Raw genomic sequence first — 14,910 nt, 5'->3', positions numbered from 1 at the left:
CCGCTTTCCGTGCTCGGACTGGATCAGTGACCGCCCTGCTCCTTGAAGCGCTTGTACGACCGCTCGATCTCCGCCTCGGCGTCGGTGCGGCCCACCCAGTTGGCGCCCTCGACGGACTTGCCGGGTTCCAGGTCCTTGTAGACCTCGAAGAAGTGCTGGATCTCCAGGCGGTCGAACTCCGACACGTGGTGGATGTCACGCAGGTGCTCCACACGCGGGTCGGACGCCGGGACGCACAGCAGCTTGTCGTCGCCGCCGGCCTCGTCGGTCATCCGGAACATGCCGATGACCCGGCACTTGATGAGGCAGCCGGGAAAGGTCGGCTCCTCCAGGATGACCAGCGCGTCCAGCGGGTCGCCGTCCTCGCCGAGGGTGTTCTCGACGAAGCCGTAGTCGGCCGGGTAGCTGGTCGAGGTGAAGAGACGACGGTCCAGGCGGATCCGACCGGTCTCGTGGTCCACCTCGTACTTGTTCCGCGAACCCTTCGGGATCTCGATCGTGACGTCGAACTCCACCGGTGGCTCCTCCATGATCAACACATAGTTCTGGTGATTAAGTGTCCCTCACGCAGGTGTGTGATCGCGAAAGGGGCTGGTGGTCGTGCCAGAGCCGAGGCCTTGGCAGTCCGCGAAACCGCGTGTGCGGAAGATCGCGGGCGCCGTGCGACCGCGTCTGGCACGCGTCGCGACCGCCACGAAACCGCAGGTCACGCGGTTGGCGCGGGCAGTCGGACCGCAGCTGGCACGCATCACGCGCGCGACGGGACCCCGGCTTGCCACCCTGGTCCGCCCCTCTCGCCCTCGGACCCTCAGGACCTGGCAGTACACCGCGGGCGCCGCCACGGCGGGGCTCGCGCTGGCCGCCGGTGTGGTGACCGCGGCGGGCCCCTGGGACGCCACCGGTCAGCGTACGGCCGAGCGGGACCGGGCCGCCGCCCTGGAACGGACGGGTGGCGCAGATCACGGTTCCGACCTCGCCGCGGGAGAACCCAGCCCCGCGCCGAGCGCCGGATCCGTCCTGACGGGCCTGGGCGGCGTCACGAACACCGTGAAGTCGGCGCCCACCGGGGAACCCGCCGAAATCTCCGGAACGGCCCTCACGGACCTCCTGGAGCCCCTTCTGGAGGCCTCGGCGCTCGGCAGCACCCGCACCGCCGTGGTCGTCGACGTGGCCACAGGCGAGCGCCTCTACGACGCCGGCGCCGACACGGCCCTCACCCCCGCCTCCACCACCAAGATCGCCACCGCGGTCGCCGCCCTCTCCGCTCTCGGCGCCGACCACCGCATCACCACGCGCGTGGCCCTCGAACCCGGCACCAGGGAGGTCGTCCTGGTCGGCGGCGGCGACCCGACCCTGACCGCCCGCAAGGAGAACGGTGGAGGCTGGGCCAGCCTGCGCACCCTGGCCGCGGACACGGCCGGTTCGCTGACCGCGCGGGGCATCAGACAGATCACGCTCTCGTACGACACCACCCTCTACACCGGCCCCGACCTGCACCCCATCGGTGTCAACGACAACCTCGCACGCGTGAGCCCCCTCATCGCCGACGAGGGCCGCACCAACGACTCCGACGACGGCCCGGCGACCCGGGTGAGCGACCCGGCGGCCGACGCGGCACGGAAGTTCGCCGGATTCCTGGCGGAAGCCGGAATCAAAACCTCGCCGCCCGGCACCTCCAAGGCGAGCAGCCGGGCCGAGACCCTCGCCACCGTCTCCTCGCCCCCGCTGTCCTCGCTCGTCGAGCGCATGCTGACCAACAGCGACAACGACATCGCCGAGGCCCTGGCCCGTCAGACGGCACTGGCGAGCGGCGAGCCGGCCAGTTTCGCCGGGGGCGCGGCCGCGATCGACACCCGACTGACCAAGCTGGGCCTGCCGATGACCGGCGCCTCCTTCCATGACGGCAGCGGTCTGAACCGTGACGACCGGCTGACGGCGAACCTTCTCGCCGCCCTGCTCGTCAAGGCCGCCGACGTGGACCGGCCGGGCCTGCGCCCGGTCCTCACCGGCCTCCCCGTCGCCGGCTTCACGGGCACCCTGACCAGCCGTTACACGGACGGCGCGGCAGGCGTCGTACGCGCGAAGACCGGCACCCTGACCGGCGTCAACACGCTGGCGGGCACGGTCGTCGACAAGGACGGGCGCCTGCTGGTGTTCGCCTTCCTCGCGGCGAACACCACGAACCCGCTGGAGGCCCAAGCGGCACTGGACCGGACGGCGACGGCGCTGGCGGGTCTGTGAACGCAGGCAGGGGCGACCGGACGCTCTTCCCAGCCGGCGCAAGCACCACCAACCCGCCCACCGCACAAATCAGCCGCACCTCCACGGCCTGCCCCAAGTGGGAGCGCTAACGTACGGTTGACGCATGACGAGCATCGGTGGCGCTGCTTCTGGGATGGTCGACTGGAATCTCGCGGTGGCGACCGCGACCCGACTCGTGCGGCCGGGCCCCGAGGTGAGCCGTGACGAGGCCCGGGCCATCGTCGCGGAGCTGCGGCGGCACGCGAAGGCCTCGGAGGAGCACGTCCGGGGCTTCACTCGTATGGGGAACGACGACATTCACGACACCCCCATCCTGGTGGTTGACCGCCCGGGCTGGGTGAAGGCGAACGTCGCCGGGTTCCGGGAACTGCTCAAGCCACTGCTGGACAAGATGCAGGAGCGGCGGGCCGGCAGCCCGGGCAGCGCCGTCCTCGGCGCGGTCGGCGGCAAGGTCACCGGCGTGGAACTCGGCATGCTGCTGTCGTTCCTGTCCTCCCGGGTCCTCGGCCAGTACGAGACCTTCGCCCCCGCCTCCCGCGACCTCCCCGCGGACGAGCACGGCGGCGGACGGCTGCTGCTCGTCGCTCCGAACATCGTCCACGTGGAGCGCGAACTCGACGTACAGCCCCACGACTTCCGCCTGTGGGTTTGCCTGCACGAGGAGACGCACCGCACCCAGTTCTCGGCGGTGCCCTGGCTGCGGGCCCACCTGGAGGGCGAGATCCAGGCGTTCCTGTCGGAGACCGACGTCGACCCGATGACCATCCTCGAACGCGTCCGGGACGCCGCCCAGTCCCTGGCCGGGAGCCGCCCCGAGGCCGAGGAGGACGACGGCGGCCGGTCCTTCGTGGAACTCGTGCAGACCCCGGCCCAACGCGAGATCCTCGGCCGGCTCACCGCCGTCATGTCCCTCCTGGAGGGCCACGCCGACTTCGTCATGGACGGGGTCGGACCGGCGGTCGTACCGACCGTCGCCGAGATCCGCGAGAAGTTCCAGCAGCGGCGTGCCAAGGGTGCCTCCCGGCTGGACATGACCCTGCGCAAGCTGCTCGGCCTGGACGCCAAGCTCCGGCAGTACCGGGACGGTGAGCGCTTCGTGCGGGCCGTCGTCGAGCAGGTCGGCATGGACGGCTTCAACCGGGTGTGGACATCCCCGAACACCCTGCCGACCAAGGCTGAGATCGCCAAACCGGCGGACTGGGTCGCACGGGTGCACCGCAAAGCCGAGTCGTGAACCGACGGAGGTGGGGTGAAGCGGATCCTGCCTACGGCAGGCGAACGCCCCTCCAATCACCCGTCCGAGGGACCGTGAGCGATGGGTAGGCGTGCGATGCTCGGGGAACGGCCCGTTTCTGTCACCATCTACACACTCTGAGTGACCGATCTCGGGCTCACCTCCCGAAAACTTCATGAAGGGAACCGGACATGGGTCCCCATCCTGCGGTCGCGGCGATACGCCTGGCGGTCCGCCGCGTCCTCCACGACATCCTCACCGACAACAGCCGTCACAGCCGTACCCCCGGTGATCGCGCCGGCGGGCGCATCGTCGCGCGCACGCGCCCCACCGGAGACATCCCGGAGCAGACACCGAACGAGCGGACCCCCTCCCCGCTCGTCCTCGTGGCGTGCTCCGGCGGCGCCGACTCGATGGCGCTCGCCTCCGCCCTCGCCTTCGAGGCCCCCAAGCTCGGCGTCCGCTCGGGCGGCATCACCGTCGATCACGGCCTGCAGCCCGGTTCCGACCTGCGGGCCGAAGAGGTCGTCCTGCGGCTGCGCGAACTCGGCCTGGACCCGGTCGAGTCCATCACCGTGACCGTCGGCCGCGACGGCGGGCCCGAGGCCGCCGCCCGGGACGCCCGCTACGCCGCCCTGGACGCCGCCGTCGAGCGACACGGCGCCACCGCGATCCTGCTCGGCCACACCAGAGACGACCAGGCTGAAACCGTCCTGCTCGGCCTCGCGCGCGGCTCGGGCATCCGCTCCCTGTCCGGAATGGCCGCGGTCTCGGGGGCCGACGGCCGTTACCGCCGCCCGTTCCTCCAGCTGGACCGGCAGACCGCCCGCAAGGCCTGCATGGTCCAGTCCCTGCCGGTCTGGGACGATCCGCACAACGCGGACCCGGCCTACACCCGCTCCCGGCTCCGCCACGAGGGCCTGCCCGCCCTGGAGAAGGCCCTGGGCAAGGGCGTCGTCGAGGCCCTGGCCCGCACCGCCCAGCTCTCCCGCGACGACGCCGACGCCCTCGACAGCTGGGCCAGCCAGGCGGAGGCCTCCGTACGGGATGCCGCGGGTCTGCTGGAGTGCGCCAAGCTCTACGCCCTGCCCTCCGCCGTCCGCCGCCGGATCCTGCGCCGCGCGGCCATCGAGGCGGGCGCACCGGCCGGTTCGCTCTTCGCCCGGCACATCGAGGAAGTCGACCGGCTGATCACCGGCTGGCGCGGCCAGGGAGCCATCAATCTCCCGGGCAAGGTCGTCGCCCAGCGCCAGGGTGGCAGACTGGTCATCCGGCAAGGCTGAATCCGTACCCCTCCGGGGGGCCGGGCTCCGCCGGTGGGACGACCGAAAGTGGTGCGGGTGGACGCGAACGACATGGGTGCCGATCTCCAGCGGGTACTCATCACCAAGGAAGAGATCGACGCGAAGCTGGCCGAGCTGGCCGCGAAGATCGACGCGGAGTACGCGGGCAAGGACCTGCTCATCGTCGGCGTCCTCAAGGGCGCCGTGATGGTCATGGCCGATCTCGCCCGGGCGCTGTCCACCCCCGTCACCATGGACTGGATGGCCGTGTCCTCCTACGGCGCGGGCACCCAGTCCTCCGGTGTGGTGCGGATCCTCAAAGACCTCGACACCGACATCAAGGGCCGGCACGTCCTGATCGTCGAGGACATCATCGACTCCGGCCTGACGCTGTCCTGGCTGATCAACAACCTCGGCTCCCGCGAGCCGGAGTCCCTGAAGATCTGCACCCTGCTGCGCAAACCCGACGCTGCCAAGGTCGCCATCGACGTCGAGTGGGTCGGCTTCGACATCCCCAACGAGTTCGTCGTCGGCTACGGCCTCGACTACGCCGAGAAGTACCGCAATCTCCCGTTCGTCGGTACGCTCGCGCCTCACGTCTACGGCGGCTGACCCCCGGCTGATACGCCGGAGGGTCCACTTGCCCAAGACGATCGGGAACCCCAGCGGGTTTCGCGCCGTTGGAGCATGCAGAGACGGGTTTAACAGCCGTCCGAGCCGCTCCGTGCGGCGTCGGGCACTCAGGCTGGGGTACCGTCAGAAGAACTGTCTTATCAAACTCACTATGGCAGGAGGGACGGGGCGACACGCTCCGTATGGATGGACGTGAAGCGATACTTCCGTGGGCCGGTCATGTGGATCGTGCTGGCCGTCCTTGCCGTGGTCGTGTTGATGCAGGTCGTCGGCTCGTCCGGCGGCTACAAGACGGTGGACACCGGCCAGGTCGTGGCGGCGATCAACAACAACAGGGTGGAATCGGCGAAGCTGACCACCGGTGACGAGCAGACCATCAAGGTCACGCTCAAGAACGGCGAGAAGGTCTCCGGCAGCTCGAAGATCCAGGCGAGCTACATCGGCGACCAGGGCGTGACCATCGCCAACACGCTGCAGACCAAGTACCAGGGCAAGCAGATCCCCGACGGTTACACCGTCGCGCCGACCAAGCAGAACGCTTTCGTCGGTGTGCTGCTGTCCCTGCTCCCCTTCGTCCTCATCGTGGTCGTCTTCCTGTTCCTGATGAACCAGATGCAGGGCGGCGGCTCCCGGGTCATGAACTTCGGCAAGTCCAAGGCGAAGCTCATCACCAAGGACACCCCGAAGACGACCTTCTCGGACGTCGCGGGTTGTGACGAGGCCGTCGAGGAGCTCCACGAGATCAAGGAGTTCCTCCAGGAACCGGCCAAGTTCCAGGCCGTCGGCGCCAAGATCCCCAAGGGCGTGCTCCTCTACGGCCGTCCCGGCACCGGCAAGACGCTGCTCGCGCGTGCCGTCGCCGGCGAGGCCGGGGTGCCGTTCTACTCGATCTCCGGGTCCGACTTCGTCGAGATGTTCGTCGGTGTCGGTGCCTCCCGGGTGCGCGACCTCTTCGAGCAGGCCAAGGCGAACGCCCCGGCGATCGTCTTCGTCGACGAGATCGACGCGGTCGGCCGTCATCGCGGCGCCGGCCTCGGCGGCGGTCACGACGAGCGCGAGCAGACCCTGAACCAGCTGCTCGTCGAGATGGACGGCTTCGACGTCAAGGGCGGTGTGATCCTCATCGCCGCGACGAACCGGCCCGACATCCTCGACCCGGCGCTGCTGCGCCCCGGCCGCTTCGACCGCCAGATCGCGGTCGACCCGCCGGACCTGCAGGGCCGTCTGGAGATCCTCAAGGTTCACCAGAAGGGCAAGCCGGTCGCGCCCGACGTCGACCTCTCGGCGGTCGCCCGCCGCACGCCGGGCTTCACCGGCGCGGACCTGTCGAACGTGCTGAACGAGGCGGCGCTGCTCACGGCCCGCAGCAACCGCAAGCTCATCGACAACCAGATGCTCGACGAGGCGATCGACCGCGTGGTCGCGGGCCCGCAGAAGCGGACCCGGATCATGTCGGACAAGGAGAAGAAGATCACCGCGTACCACGAGGGCGGCCACGCCCTGGTCGCGGCGGCTTCCCCGAACTCCGACCCGGTCCACAAGATCACGATCCTGTCCCGGGGCCGCGCCCTCGGCTACACGATGGTCCTGCCGGACGAGGACAAGTACTCGACCACGCGCAACGAGATGCTCGACCAGCTCGCCTACATGCTGGGCGGCCGCGCGGCCGAGGAACTGGTCTTCCACGACCCGACCACCGGCGCCGCCAACGACATCGAGAAGGCCACGACCACCGCCCGCGCGATGGTCACGCAGTACGGCATGACCGAGCGTCTCGGCGCGATCAAGTTCGGCGGCGACAACACCGAGCCCTTCCTCGGCCGTGAGATGTCCCACCAGCGCGACTACTCGGAAGAGGTCGCCGCTCTGGTGGACGAGGAAGTCAAGAAGCTCATCGAGAACGCGCACAACGAGGCCTGGGAGATCCTGGTCGAGAACCGCGACGTCCTCGACAACCTGGTGCTCCAGCTCCTGGAGAGGGAGACCCTGGGCAAGGAGGAGATCGCCGAGATCTTCGCGACGATCGTCAAGCGGCCCCCGCGGCCCGCCTGGACCGGCTCCTCCCGTCGTACGCCGTCCACCCGCCCGCCGGTGCTCTCCCCGAAGGAGCTCGCACTGACCAACGGGGCGAACGGCGTGACGCCGGCGGTCAGCACCGTCAAGTCCACGGCGGCTGAGTCCGCCCCGGCGGTCGAGAAGGCCCCGGAGGACCGTCCCGAGAGCTGACTCACACCGGCCTCACCTGGCTCGGAATGGATGCCGCGTCCCTCAGGATCTAGCCTGGGGGGCGCGGCTTTTCGGTATGCCCGCATTTGAGGCGCGTGACCCACCCGCGCCCCCCTAAGGAACGAGGCACCCCAGATGACCGACCCCGTGACCCTGGACGGCGAGGGCACCATCGGCGAATTCGATGAGAAACGCGCCGAGAACGCCGTACGCGAACTCCTGATCGCGGTCGGCGAGGACCCCGACCGCGAAGGGCTCCGGCAGACCCCGGCGCGGGTGGCGAGGGCGTATCGCGAGCTTTTGGCGGGGAATCAGCAGTCGCCCGAGGAGGTCCTGACGACAACGTTCGACCTTGGTCATGACGAGATGGTCTTGGTCAAGGACATTGAAATCGTTTCCTTGTGTGAACATCACATGTTGCCATTCCACGGCGTCGCCCATGTCGGCTACATCCCGGCGGAGACCGGCAAGATCACGGGCCTGTCGAAGCTGGCACGGCTGGTCGAGGTGTTCGCACGCCGCCTCCAGGTGCAGGAGCGGCTCACCACGCAGGTCGCCGACTCCCTGATGCGGATCCTGGAGCCCAGGGGTGTGATCGTCGTCGTCGAGGCCGAGCACATGTGCATGTCGGTGCGCGGGATCCGCAAGCCGGGTGCCAAGACGACGACGTCGGCGGTCCGCGGCCAGCTTCGGGATGCCACGACCCGCGCCGAGGCGATGAGCCTGATACTGGCGCGCTGACCGTCCCCGGGGCGGGGTTCAGGCGACCGGCTCGGCCCCGTTGTGGTGGTTCTCGTCGTCCTCCGGGAGCTTGCACACACGCTCCAGGAACATCGCCGCCGCTATGACGCCGATGCCTGCCAGCACCGAGAAGGCCGCGTAGATGGCCTGGTCGCGGCGCGCGGGGAGGTTGAGGAGCTCCAGCAGGAAGACGCCCGTGCCGCCGTACATGCCGGCGACCAGGGCCGCGACCAGGGCGCTGGCCTGGCCGAAGACGACCGCGCGGGCGGCCATCAGGGGGTCGACGCCCTTGGCGCCCGGGCGGCGCTCGCGCTGGGCCTTGAGACGGGCGCGCAGCGAGAGCGCCGTGGAGAGCAGGACCACGGCGATCAGGGCGAGGACGATCGGGGCGGCCACCGGCACACTGGGCAGGGTCCCCACCGAGTTCCACAGGCGGGCCCCCGCCCAGGACAGCACCCCGGCCAGGACGAACACACCGGCCAGCACCCTGATCCGCAGCTCTTTCACTGTGTTCCTTCAGCTCCCCCGCAGCGATGTGGTCGTCTCGACCTTAACGACTACTCCGGCAGTCGGAGTTCCAGGTCCGCACGCGCCTCCACACCGTGCCGGGTGACGGCCGCCAGCAAGTCGGCGACCGTGCCGCGGCCGGGCAACTGGGCCTCGGGGTCGACGTCGTACCAGGGCGCGAGCACGAAGGCGCGCTCGTGGGCCCGCGGGTGCGGAAGGGTGAGCTGCGGGTCGTCGGAGACGACGTCGGCGTACGCGACGATGTCGACGTCGAGGGTGCGCGGACCCCAGTGTTCGTCCCGCACCCGGTTGAACGCCTCTTCGACCGCGTGCGCCCGCTCCAGCAGGGAGGACGGCGGGAGGGTGGTCTTCAGGACCACGACCGCGTTGTAGTACGTCGGCTGGCTGCCGGGCTCGACGCCCCACGGTTCCGTCTCGTACACCGGCGACACGGCCTTGATGCGGACGCCCGGGGTGTCCTCGAGGGCGTCGACGGCACCCTGGAGGGTCTCCAGGCGGTTGCCGAGATTGGAGCCGAGGGCGACCACGGCGCGTTTGGGGTTGGAGAGGGTGGTGTCGGCGGCGTCGACCTGTTCGACGACGGAGGCGGGCACCGGCTGGACGGTCGGGTCGCTGGGACCCCGCAGAGAGAATGCGGTCATACTCGGCTCCGGGTGATGGTGACGGTGACGTCGTCGAAGGGGACGGCGATCGGCGCGTCCGGCTTGTGGACCCGGACCTCGACCTCTTGTACCCCCTCGTGTTTCAGGCAGGCCTGGGCGATCCGCTCGGCCAGCGTCTCGATCAGGTTCACCGGCTCCCCCTCGACCACGGCGACGACCTCTTCGGCCACCACGCCGTAGTGCACGGTCTTCGCCAGGTCGTCGTCGGCCGCCGCCGGCCGGGTGTCCAGGCCAAGGACGAGGTCCACGAGGAAGGTCTGGCCCTCCTCGCGCTCCTTGGGGAAGACACCGTGGTGCCCGCGGGCCTTCAGGCCGCGCAGCGCGACATGATCCACGCGAATCACTCCTGCAATCGTCGGTAACGGCGAAGTCGCATCACGTGCGGGCGATGGACCGGCCTCAGACGAATCTACCTGCGGACACTGACAGAGCCGGGTCACGGGGCGGGCGTCCGCGCCGGGGTCGGCAGGGTTCATCGCGCGTTTTCCCTGGAGAACCCGGCGGCTCACGGGCTGGTAGCCGGACCTACTCGCGAGTTAGTGATTCCAGCCACTTCTTGCGCCGCGCGGACCGTACGGACCGCGCGGCGGCTCAGGAAGGCGTGTCCTCGTCCTCGTCCTCGTCGGTCTCGGACAGCACCGGGGAGGCGTGGTGGGACCAGATCTTCCAGCCTTCCGGGGTGCGCCGGAACACGTTCGTCGCGACGACCAGCTGCCCCACCAGCGGGCCGAGCTCCTGCCCGCCCGCGGGGGCCGGGCCGCCGCTGAGGATGTTCTCCGTGCAGGTCACCAGGGCGGTGTCGCCGGTGACGGAGACATGCACATCGGTGAGGAAGAACTGGATGTAGTCGGTATTCGCCATGATCAGCGCGTACGACCTCAGGACCTCGCCGCGGCCGGTCAGCACCGGCCATCCCGGGTGCACACACGAGACCACGCCGCTGTCCGCCGGGTCGTGGTACTCCTCGTCGACGCCCAGGTCGGCGGGGGCGAGCCAGAGGCCGGACACCGCCTCGAAATCGCCGCGCTCCACTGCCTCGTAGAAGGCGGTGTTGGCGGCCTCGACCCGCTCGACGTCGGTGTGGGGGGCGCTCACCGGGCTCCTTCTGCGCGGTGGGGAGGGTTCTGCGGGGCCTGTGCGCCCGGCGTGTCCGTTCCTGTTCGCGCCCCCTCTATGGCGCGCGCGACCCGCACCGCGTCCGCAGTGGCGCGCACCTCATGGACGCGCACCGCCCACGCGCCGGCGTGCGCCGCGAGCGCGGAGACGGCGGCCGTCGCCGCGTCGCGCTCCCGGGCCGGCGGGGGCGCCCCCTCGGGCCCGGCCAGGACCCGGCCGAGGAACCGCTTGCGGGAGGCGGCGACGAGCAGCGGGTGGCCCAGGGCGTGCAGCCGGTCGAGGTGGGCCAGGAGGGTCAGGTCGTGCTCGGAGCCCTTGGAGAAGCCGAGGCCGGGGTCGACGACGATGCGGTCGGGGGAGATGCCGCCGACGAGGACGGCGTCCACGCGCGCGTGCAGTTCGTCGAGGACTTCGGCGACGACGTCGTCGTACACGCCCTTGACGTTGCCGCCGTCCAGGAAGCCGCGCCAGTGCATGACGACGAAGGGGGCGCCCGACTCGGCGACCACAGGGATCATGTCGGGGTCGGCGAGGCCGCCGCTGACGTCGTTGACGAGGGCGGCACCGGCGGCGAGGGCCTGCTGGGCGACGGAGGCGCGCATGGTGTCGACGGAGACGACGACGCCCTCGGAGGCGAGGCCGCGCACGACGGGGATGACCCGGCGCAGTTCCTCGTCCTCGTCGACGCGGGTGGCGCCGGGGCGGGTGGACTCGCCGCCGACGTCGACGAGGTCGGCCCCCTCGGCGACGAGGTCGAGGCCGTGCTTGACGGCGATCGTCGTGTCGAACCAGCGGCCGCCGTCGGAGAAGGAGTCGGGGGTGACGTTCACGACCCCCATGACCGCGCACCGGTCCCATGCCGGAAGCCCTGTCACCTGGCCACGTCCGCTGTGGTTGCTCATACGTTCAGCGTAGGCCCAGGAGACGGCGGCCCTGGCGGATGGCCCGAGCGGAGCCCCCGGCGTGGAGGGGGAGGGGCGTCCGCTCGGGCCGGTCATGGGCTCAAGCCGCTCGTATGCCCTGTTCGGCGAGGCCGTGGGCGCAGGGCCGGGCGGCCGGGGTGCCGCGGCGCAGGAAGCGGGGCAGCGGGAGGGCGAGGTTGACGAAGCCCTCGGCCTGCATGGCGGCGAGGCCGATGCGCGGGAGGTCGCCTGAGGCCCGGTAGACCACGAAGCGTGGCTCCCAGCGCGGCTGGAACTTGGCGTTGAACTTGTACAGCGACTCGATCTGGAACCAGCGCGACAGGAAGACCAGCAGTCCGCGCCAGGCGCGCAGCACCGGGCCCGCACCGATCTTCTCGCCCCGCGCGAGCGCCGAGCGGAACATCGCGAAGTTGAGCGAGACCCGGGTGATGCCGAGGTTCGGGGCGGCCTGGAGGGCGGCCACGATGAGCAGTTCGTTCATCCCGGGGTCGGCCGCGCGGTCGCGGCGCATCAGATCGAGCGAGACGCCGTCGGTGCCCCAGGGCACGAAGTGCAGGATCGCCTTGAGGTCGCCGTGGGGGCCGGGCTGGTCGTCACCCTTGTGGGCGGTGGCGACCAGGCAGTCGCCGTCGGCGGGGTCGCCGATGCGGCCCAGGGCCATCGAGAACCCGCGCTCGGTGTCGGTGCCGCGCCAGTCCTCCGCCGCCCGGCGGATGCGGTCGAGTTCGGCCTCGCCGAGGTCACGGATGCGCCGTACCCGGGTTTCGTAGCCGGCCCGCTCGATGCGCTTGACCATCTGGCGCACGTTGCGCATCGCGCGTCCGGCGAGCGAGAAATCCGCTACGTCCACCACCGCCTCGTCGCCCAGTTCAAGGGCGTCCAGGCCGGTCTCACGGGTCCACACCTCGCCGCCCGTCTCCGAGCAGCCCATCACGGCGGGGGTCCAGGAGTGGGCCTTGGCCTCGTCCATGAAGCGTTCGATGGCGCCGGGCCAGGCCTCGACGTCGCCGATCGGGTCCCCGCTGGCGAGCATCACGCCGGAGACGACGCGGTAGGTGACCGCCGCCTTGCCGCTGGGCGAGAAGACCACCGCCTTGTCGCGGCGGAGCGCGAAGTGGCCGAGGGAGTCGCGGGCGCCGTGCTTCTCGAGGAGGGCGCGCAGCCGCGACTCGTCCTCTTCGGTGAGGTGCGCGGCGGGGTGTTCGGGGCGGAAGGCGAAGTAGACGGTGGTGACCGCGGTGATCAGGCCGAGGGCGCCGAGCGAGAAGGCGACCGTCCAGGAGGTGGATCCCTCGTAGTCGACGGGGCCTTCGAAGCCGAACAGGCCGTACAGGACGTGCGTGATGCGGTCGGCCAGGCTCGGGTCGCCGATCGTGCGCTTCGGGTGGGCGCTGACGATGACCAGCCCGAGGGCGAGCGAACCGGCGCTCATGAGCACGAAGTTGGCGAGCGCGCGCCACCGGCTGCGTGGGTCGGGCAGCGCCTTGAACTCGTCGCGGTGGATCACCAGGGGCACGAACAGCGCCAGCGAGATCAGGGCTCCGATGACCGAGTGCCGGTACACGAACTGCGAGACCGCGCCGGCCGGCAGCAGCGCGACCGCGGCCCGCCACGCCCGGCGCTTGCGCCGCTTGAGCCCGTGCGCGAGCAGCAGCAACAGCACACCGACACTGAGCGAGAGCGCGGCGGCGAACGGCCCGAGCGACCCGGGCAGCACCTCGGCCATGGCGTGCATACGGCTGTGCCGGAAACGCGGGAACACACCCGCGGCGATGTCCAGGACGCCTACGACCGCGCATGCCCTGCCGACCAGAGCGGGGACCGCCTCAGGGCGCGGACCACGGACTATGCGCCGCGCCCGGCTTGATCGGCTCGGAACCTCGCCTGGCATTTCCCCATCTATCCTGACAGACATCGCATCCCGTAGTTCTGCGAGAGACCTTGAATCCGGTGCCGATTCGGGCATCCGGCGACATTGCGCCCTCTAGGACGGTGTCTCAGGGGGAGAGGTTCACTCCCCACCGGAAAGCCGGGTCAAAGGCCAGGGAAAGACCGGGGCAAGCCTCGCTGAAAGCGGCGGTCGCCACGGGGGAAAGCGCAGGCAGGAAGCACCTCATGGGTCTCACAAGCGATAAAATGCTGGCATTGGCGATCCTGTTCGCCGTACTCCTGTTCGTCGGCACGGTGTGGCTGTGGCCCCGGCTGGCCCGCCGGAGCTGGCGGGCCGTCAGCGGCCGCGTGGGCCTTCTGCTGGCCACCCAGGCGGCGCTCTTCGCGTGCCTCGGGATAGCGGCCAACCAAGCTTTCGGTTTCTACGCAAGTTGGGCCGACCTGTTCGGCAGGGAGACGGACCAGGGTGTCGTCGTCGACCATGCGTCGGGCGGCGCCGGCGGCGGTCCGCTCCAGGTGGTCGCCACCTCAAAGGTGAACGCCGTGGATGGTTCGCGGCCGGGGACGGCCGGTCAGATCCAGCAGGTCGACATCGTCGGCCGTACGACCCACATCGCCACGCCCGCCTACGTGTACCTGCCGCCGGAGTACTTCCAGCCGCAGTACCGCACGCGTACGTTCCCGGCGGCGGTCGTCCTCACCGGCTACCCGGGCACCGCGCGGGCGCTCGTCGACAAGCTGCACTACCCGCGTACGGCGCGGCAGCTGGCCAAGGACGGGCGCACGCGGCCGATGATCCTGGTGATGCTGCGGCCCACGGTCGCACCGCCCCGGGACACCGAGTGCGTGGACGTCCCGCGGGGCCCGAAGACCGAGACCTTCTTCGCCAAGGACCTGCCCGACGCCGTGACCGCGCACTACAGGGTCGGCAGGAAGCCGGGGAGCTGGGGGATCATCGGCGACTCGACCGGCGGCTACTGCGCGCTCAAGCTCGCGATGCACCACCCCGGCGTGTACGCGGCCGGCGCGGGTCTCTCCCCGTACTACAAGGCGCCCATCGACCCAACGACCGGTGATCTCTTCCAGGGTGACGGCAAACTCCGCAACCGCGCGAACCTTTGGTGGCTCCTCGGGCACGAACCCGCTCCGGACACGTCCCTGCTGGTCACCAGCAGCAGGATCGGAGAAACCAACTACAAGGACACACTGAGATTCATCGCGCGCGTGCAGGCCACCAACCCGACCCGGATCTCGTCGATCATCCTCGACAGCGGCGGCCACAACTTCAATACCTGGCGCCGCGAGATCCCCGCGACACTCCAGTGGATCAGCGGCCGGTTGAGTGACCGCTGAACCCGGCCCCGGGCGATGCCGTGTGAAGACTTCCTCGTCGCCGTGTTTTTACGGCCCGG

The 14,910-nt window shown here is 70.2% G+C and carries 14 protein-coding genes; 7 read left to right on the top strand and 7 right to left on the bottom strand.

Annotated features, from left to right (window positions below; translation table 11 throughout):
* Nucleotides 1-23: 23 nt before the first annotated feature.
* The gene (locus ABZ396_RS20575) at nt 24-515 is read right to left on the bottom strand and encodes an inorganic diphosphatase (RefSeq protein WP_352225761.1); all 492 of its coding nucleotides are present in this window, start codon (nt 513-515) and stop codon (nt 24-26) included.
* 79 nt (nt 516-594) lie between these two features.
* Here ABZ396_RS20575 and dacB point away from each other — a divergent pair, with 79 nt between their 5' ends.
* From dacB to folE, 6 genes are all read left to right on the top strand, one after another.
* Nucleotides 595-2,241 carry a D-alanyl-D-alanine carboxypeptidase/D-alanyl-D-alanine-endopeptidase gene (gene dacB, locus ABZ396_RS20570; RefSeq protein ID WP_358921589.1) on the top strand — a complete coding sequence of 549 codons (1,647 nt, stop codon included), beginning with the start codon at nt 595-597 and terminating at the stop codon, nt 2,239-2,241.
* A gap of 124 nt (nt 2,242-2,365) precedes the next feature.
* Complete coding sequence (locus ABZ396_RS20565) at nt 2,366-3,496, top strand: zinc-dependent metalloprotease (protein ID WP_358921587.1); 1,131 nt, start codon at nt 2,366-2,368, stop codon at nt 3,494-3,496.
* A gap of 191 nt (nt 3,497-3,687) precedes the next feature.
* A complete protein-coding gene (tilS, locus tag ABZ396_RS20560) occupies nt 3,688-4,779 on the top strand; it encodes a tRNA lysidine(34) synthetase TilS (RefSeq protein ID WP_358921585.1) in 1,092 nt (363 codons plus the stop codon).
* Between the two features lie 72 nt (nt 4,780-4,851).
* A complete protein-coding gene (hpt, locus tag ABZ396_RS20555; protein WP_358921621.1) occupies nt 4,852-5,391 on the top strand; it encodes a hypoxanthine phosphoribosyltransferase in 540 nt (179 codons plus the stop codon).
* Between the two features lie 207 nt (nt 5,392-5,598).
* A complete protein-coding gene (ftsH, locus tag ABZ396_RS20550) occupies nt 5,599-7,638 on the top strand; it encodes an ATP-dependent zinc metalloprotease FtsH (protein ID WP_358921584.1) in 2,040 nt (679 codons plus the stop codon).
* 135 nt (nt 7,639-7,773) lie between these two features.
* On the top strand, nt 7,774-8,379 hold the full coding sequence (gene folE / locus ABZ396_RS20545; protein ID WP_358921582.1) for a GTP cyclohydrolase I FolE: 606 nt from the start codon (nt 7,774-7,776) through the stop codon (nt 8,377-8,379).
* A gap of 18 nt (nt 8,380-8,397) precedes the next feature.
* Here the strand turns inward: folE and ABZ396_RS20540 are convergent, their stop codons facing one another.
* The 6 genes from ABZ396_RS20540 to ABZ396_RS20515 all read right to left on the bottom strand — a co-directional run bounded on the left by ABZ396_RS20540 (nt 8,398) and on the right by ABZ396_RS20515 (nt 13,499).
* Entirely contained in the window at nt 8,398-8,886 is a 489-nt protein-coding gene (locus ABZ396_RS20540) for a DUF3180 domain-containing protein (protein ID WP_358921580.1), read from the bottom strand.
* A gap of 50 nt (nt 8,887-8,936) precedes the next feature.
* Nucleotides 8,937-9,548, bottom strand: a complete 612-nt coding sequence (gene folK, locus ABZ396_RS20535; RefSeq protein WP_358921578.1) for a 2-amino-4-hydroxy-6-hydroxymethyldihydropteridine diphosphokinase — start codon at nt 9,546-9,548, stop codon at nt 8,937-8,939.
* Nucleotides 9,545-9,904, bottom strand: coding sequence for a dihydroneopterin aldolase (folB, locus tag ABZ396_RS20530; RefSeq protein ID WP_358921576.1), 360 nt, complete (start codon nt 9,902-9,904; stop codon nt 9,545-9,547). Before folB ends, folK begins: the two co-directional genes overlap by 4 nt.
* A 256-nt stretch (nt 9,905-10,160) precedes the next feature.
* Nucleotides 10,161-10,664, bottom strand: a complete 504-nt coding sequence (locus ABZ396_RS20525) for a nuclear transport factor 2 family protein (RefSeq protein ID WP_358921574.1) — start codon at nt 10,662-10,664, stop codon at nt 10,161-10,163.
* Nucleotides 10,661-11,587, bottom strand: coding sequence for a dihydropteroate synthase (gene folP / locus ABZ396_RS20520; protein ID WP_358921572.1), 927 nt, complete (start codon nt 11,585-11,587; stop codon nt 10,661-10,663). The genes ABZ396_RS20525 and folP overlap by 4 nt, the downstream gene beginning before the upstream one ends.
* Nucleotides 11,588-11,687: 100 nt before the next feature.
* Nucleotides 11,688-13,499, bottom strand: a complete 1,812-nt coding sequence (locus tag ABZ396_RS20515; protein ID WP_358921570.1) for a phosphatidylglycerol lysyltransferase domain-containing protein — start codon at nt 13,497-13,499, stop codon at nt 11,688-11,690.
* A 224-nt stretch (nt 13,500-13,723) separates the two neighbouring features.
* Here ABZ396_RS20515 and ABZ396_RS20510 point away from each other — a divergent pair, with 224 nt between their 5' ends.
* A complete protein-coding gene (locus ABZ396_RS20510) occupies nt 13,724-14,851 on the top strand; it encodes an alpha/beta hydrolase-fold protein (protein WP_358921568.1) in 1,128 nt (375 codons plus the stop codon).
* Nucleotides 14,852-14,910: the final 59 nt, after the last annotated feature.

It is taken from the genome of Streptomyces sp. NPDC005866, from assembly GCF_040629895.1.
GTDB lineage: Bacteria > Actinomycetota > Actinomycetes > Streptomycetales > Streptomycetaceae > Streptomyces.
The sequence above is the reverse complement of the archived record's forward strand: the minus strand, read 5'-3'. Positions and strand labels throughout refer to the sequence as shown.

What these genes read in the sequence shown, in the direction of transcription:
- tilS (WP_358921585.1), top strand. Translation starts at nt 3,688, where the DNA reads ATGGGTCCCCATCCTGCGGTCGCGGCGATACGCCTGGCGGTCCGCCGC.
- ABZ396_RS20510 (WP_358921568.1), top strand. Translation starts at nt 13,724, where the DNA reads ATGGGTCTCACAAGCGATAAAATGCTGGCATTGGCGATCCTGTTCGCC.
- ftsH (WP_358921584.1), top strand. Translation starts at nt 5,599, where the DNA reads ATGGACGTGAAGCGATACTTCCGTGGGCCGGTCATGTGGATCGTGCTG.
- folP (WP_358921572.1), bottom strand. Translation starts at nt 11,587, where the DNA reads ATGAGCAACCACAGCGGACGTGGCCAGGTGACAGGGCTTCCGGCATGG.
- ABZ396_RS20515 (WP_358921570.1), bottom strand. Translation starts at nt 13,499, where the DNA reads ATGCCAGGCGAGGTTCCGAGCCGATCAAGCCGGGCGCGGCGCATAGTC.
- ABZ396_RS20565 (WP_358921587.1), top strand. Translation starts at nt 2,366, where the DNA reads ATGACGAGCATCGGTGGCGCTGCTTCTGGGATGGTCGACTGGAATCTC.
- folK (WP_358921578.1), bottom strand. Translation starts at nt 9,548, where the DNA reads ATGACCGCATTCTCTCTGCGGGGTCCCAGCGACCCGACCGTCCAGCCG.
- folE (WP_358921582.1), top strand. Translation starts at nt 7,774, where the DNA reads ATGACCGACCCCGTGACCCTGGACGGCGAGGGCACCATCGGCGAATTC.
- hpt (WP_358921621.1), top strand. Translation starts at nt 4,852, where the DNA reads ATGGGTGCCGATCTCCAGCGGGTACTCATCACCAAGGAAGAGATCGAC.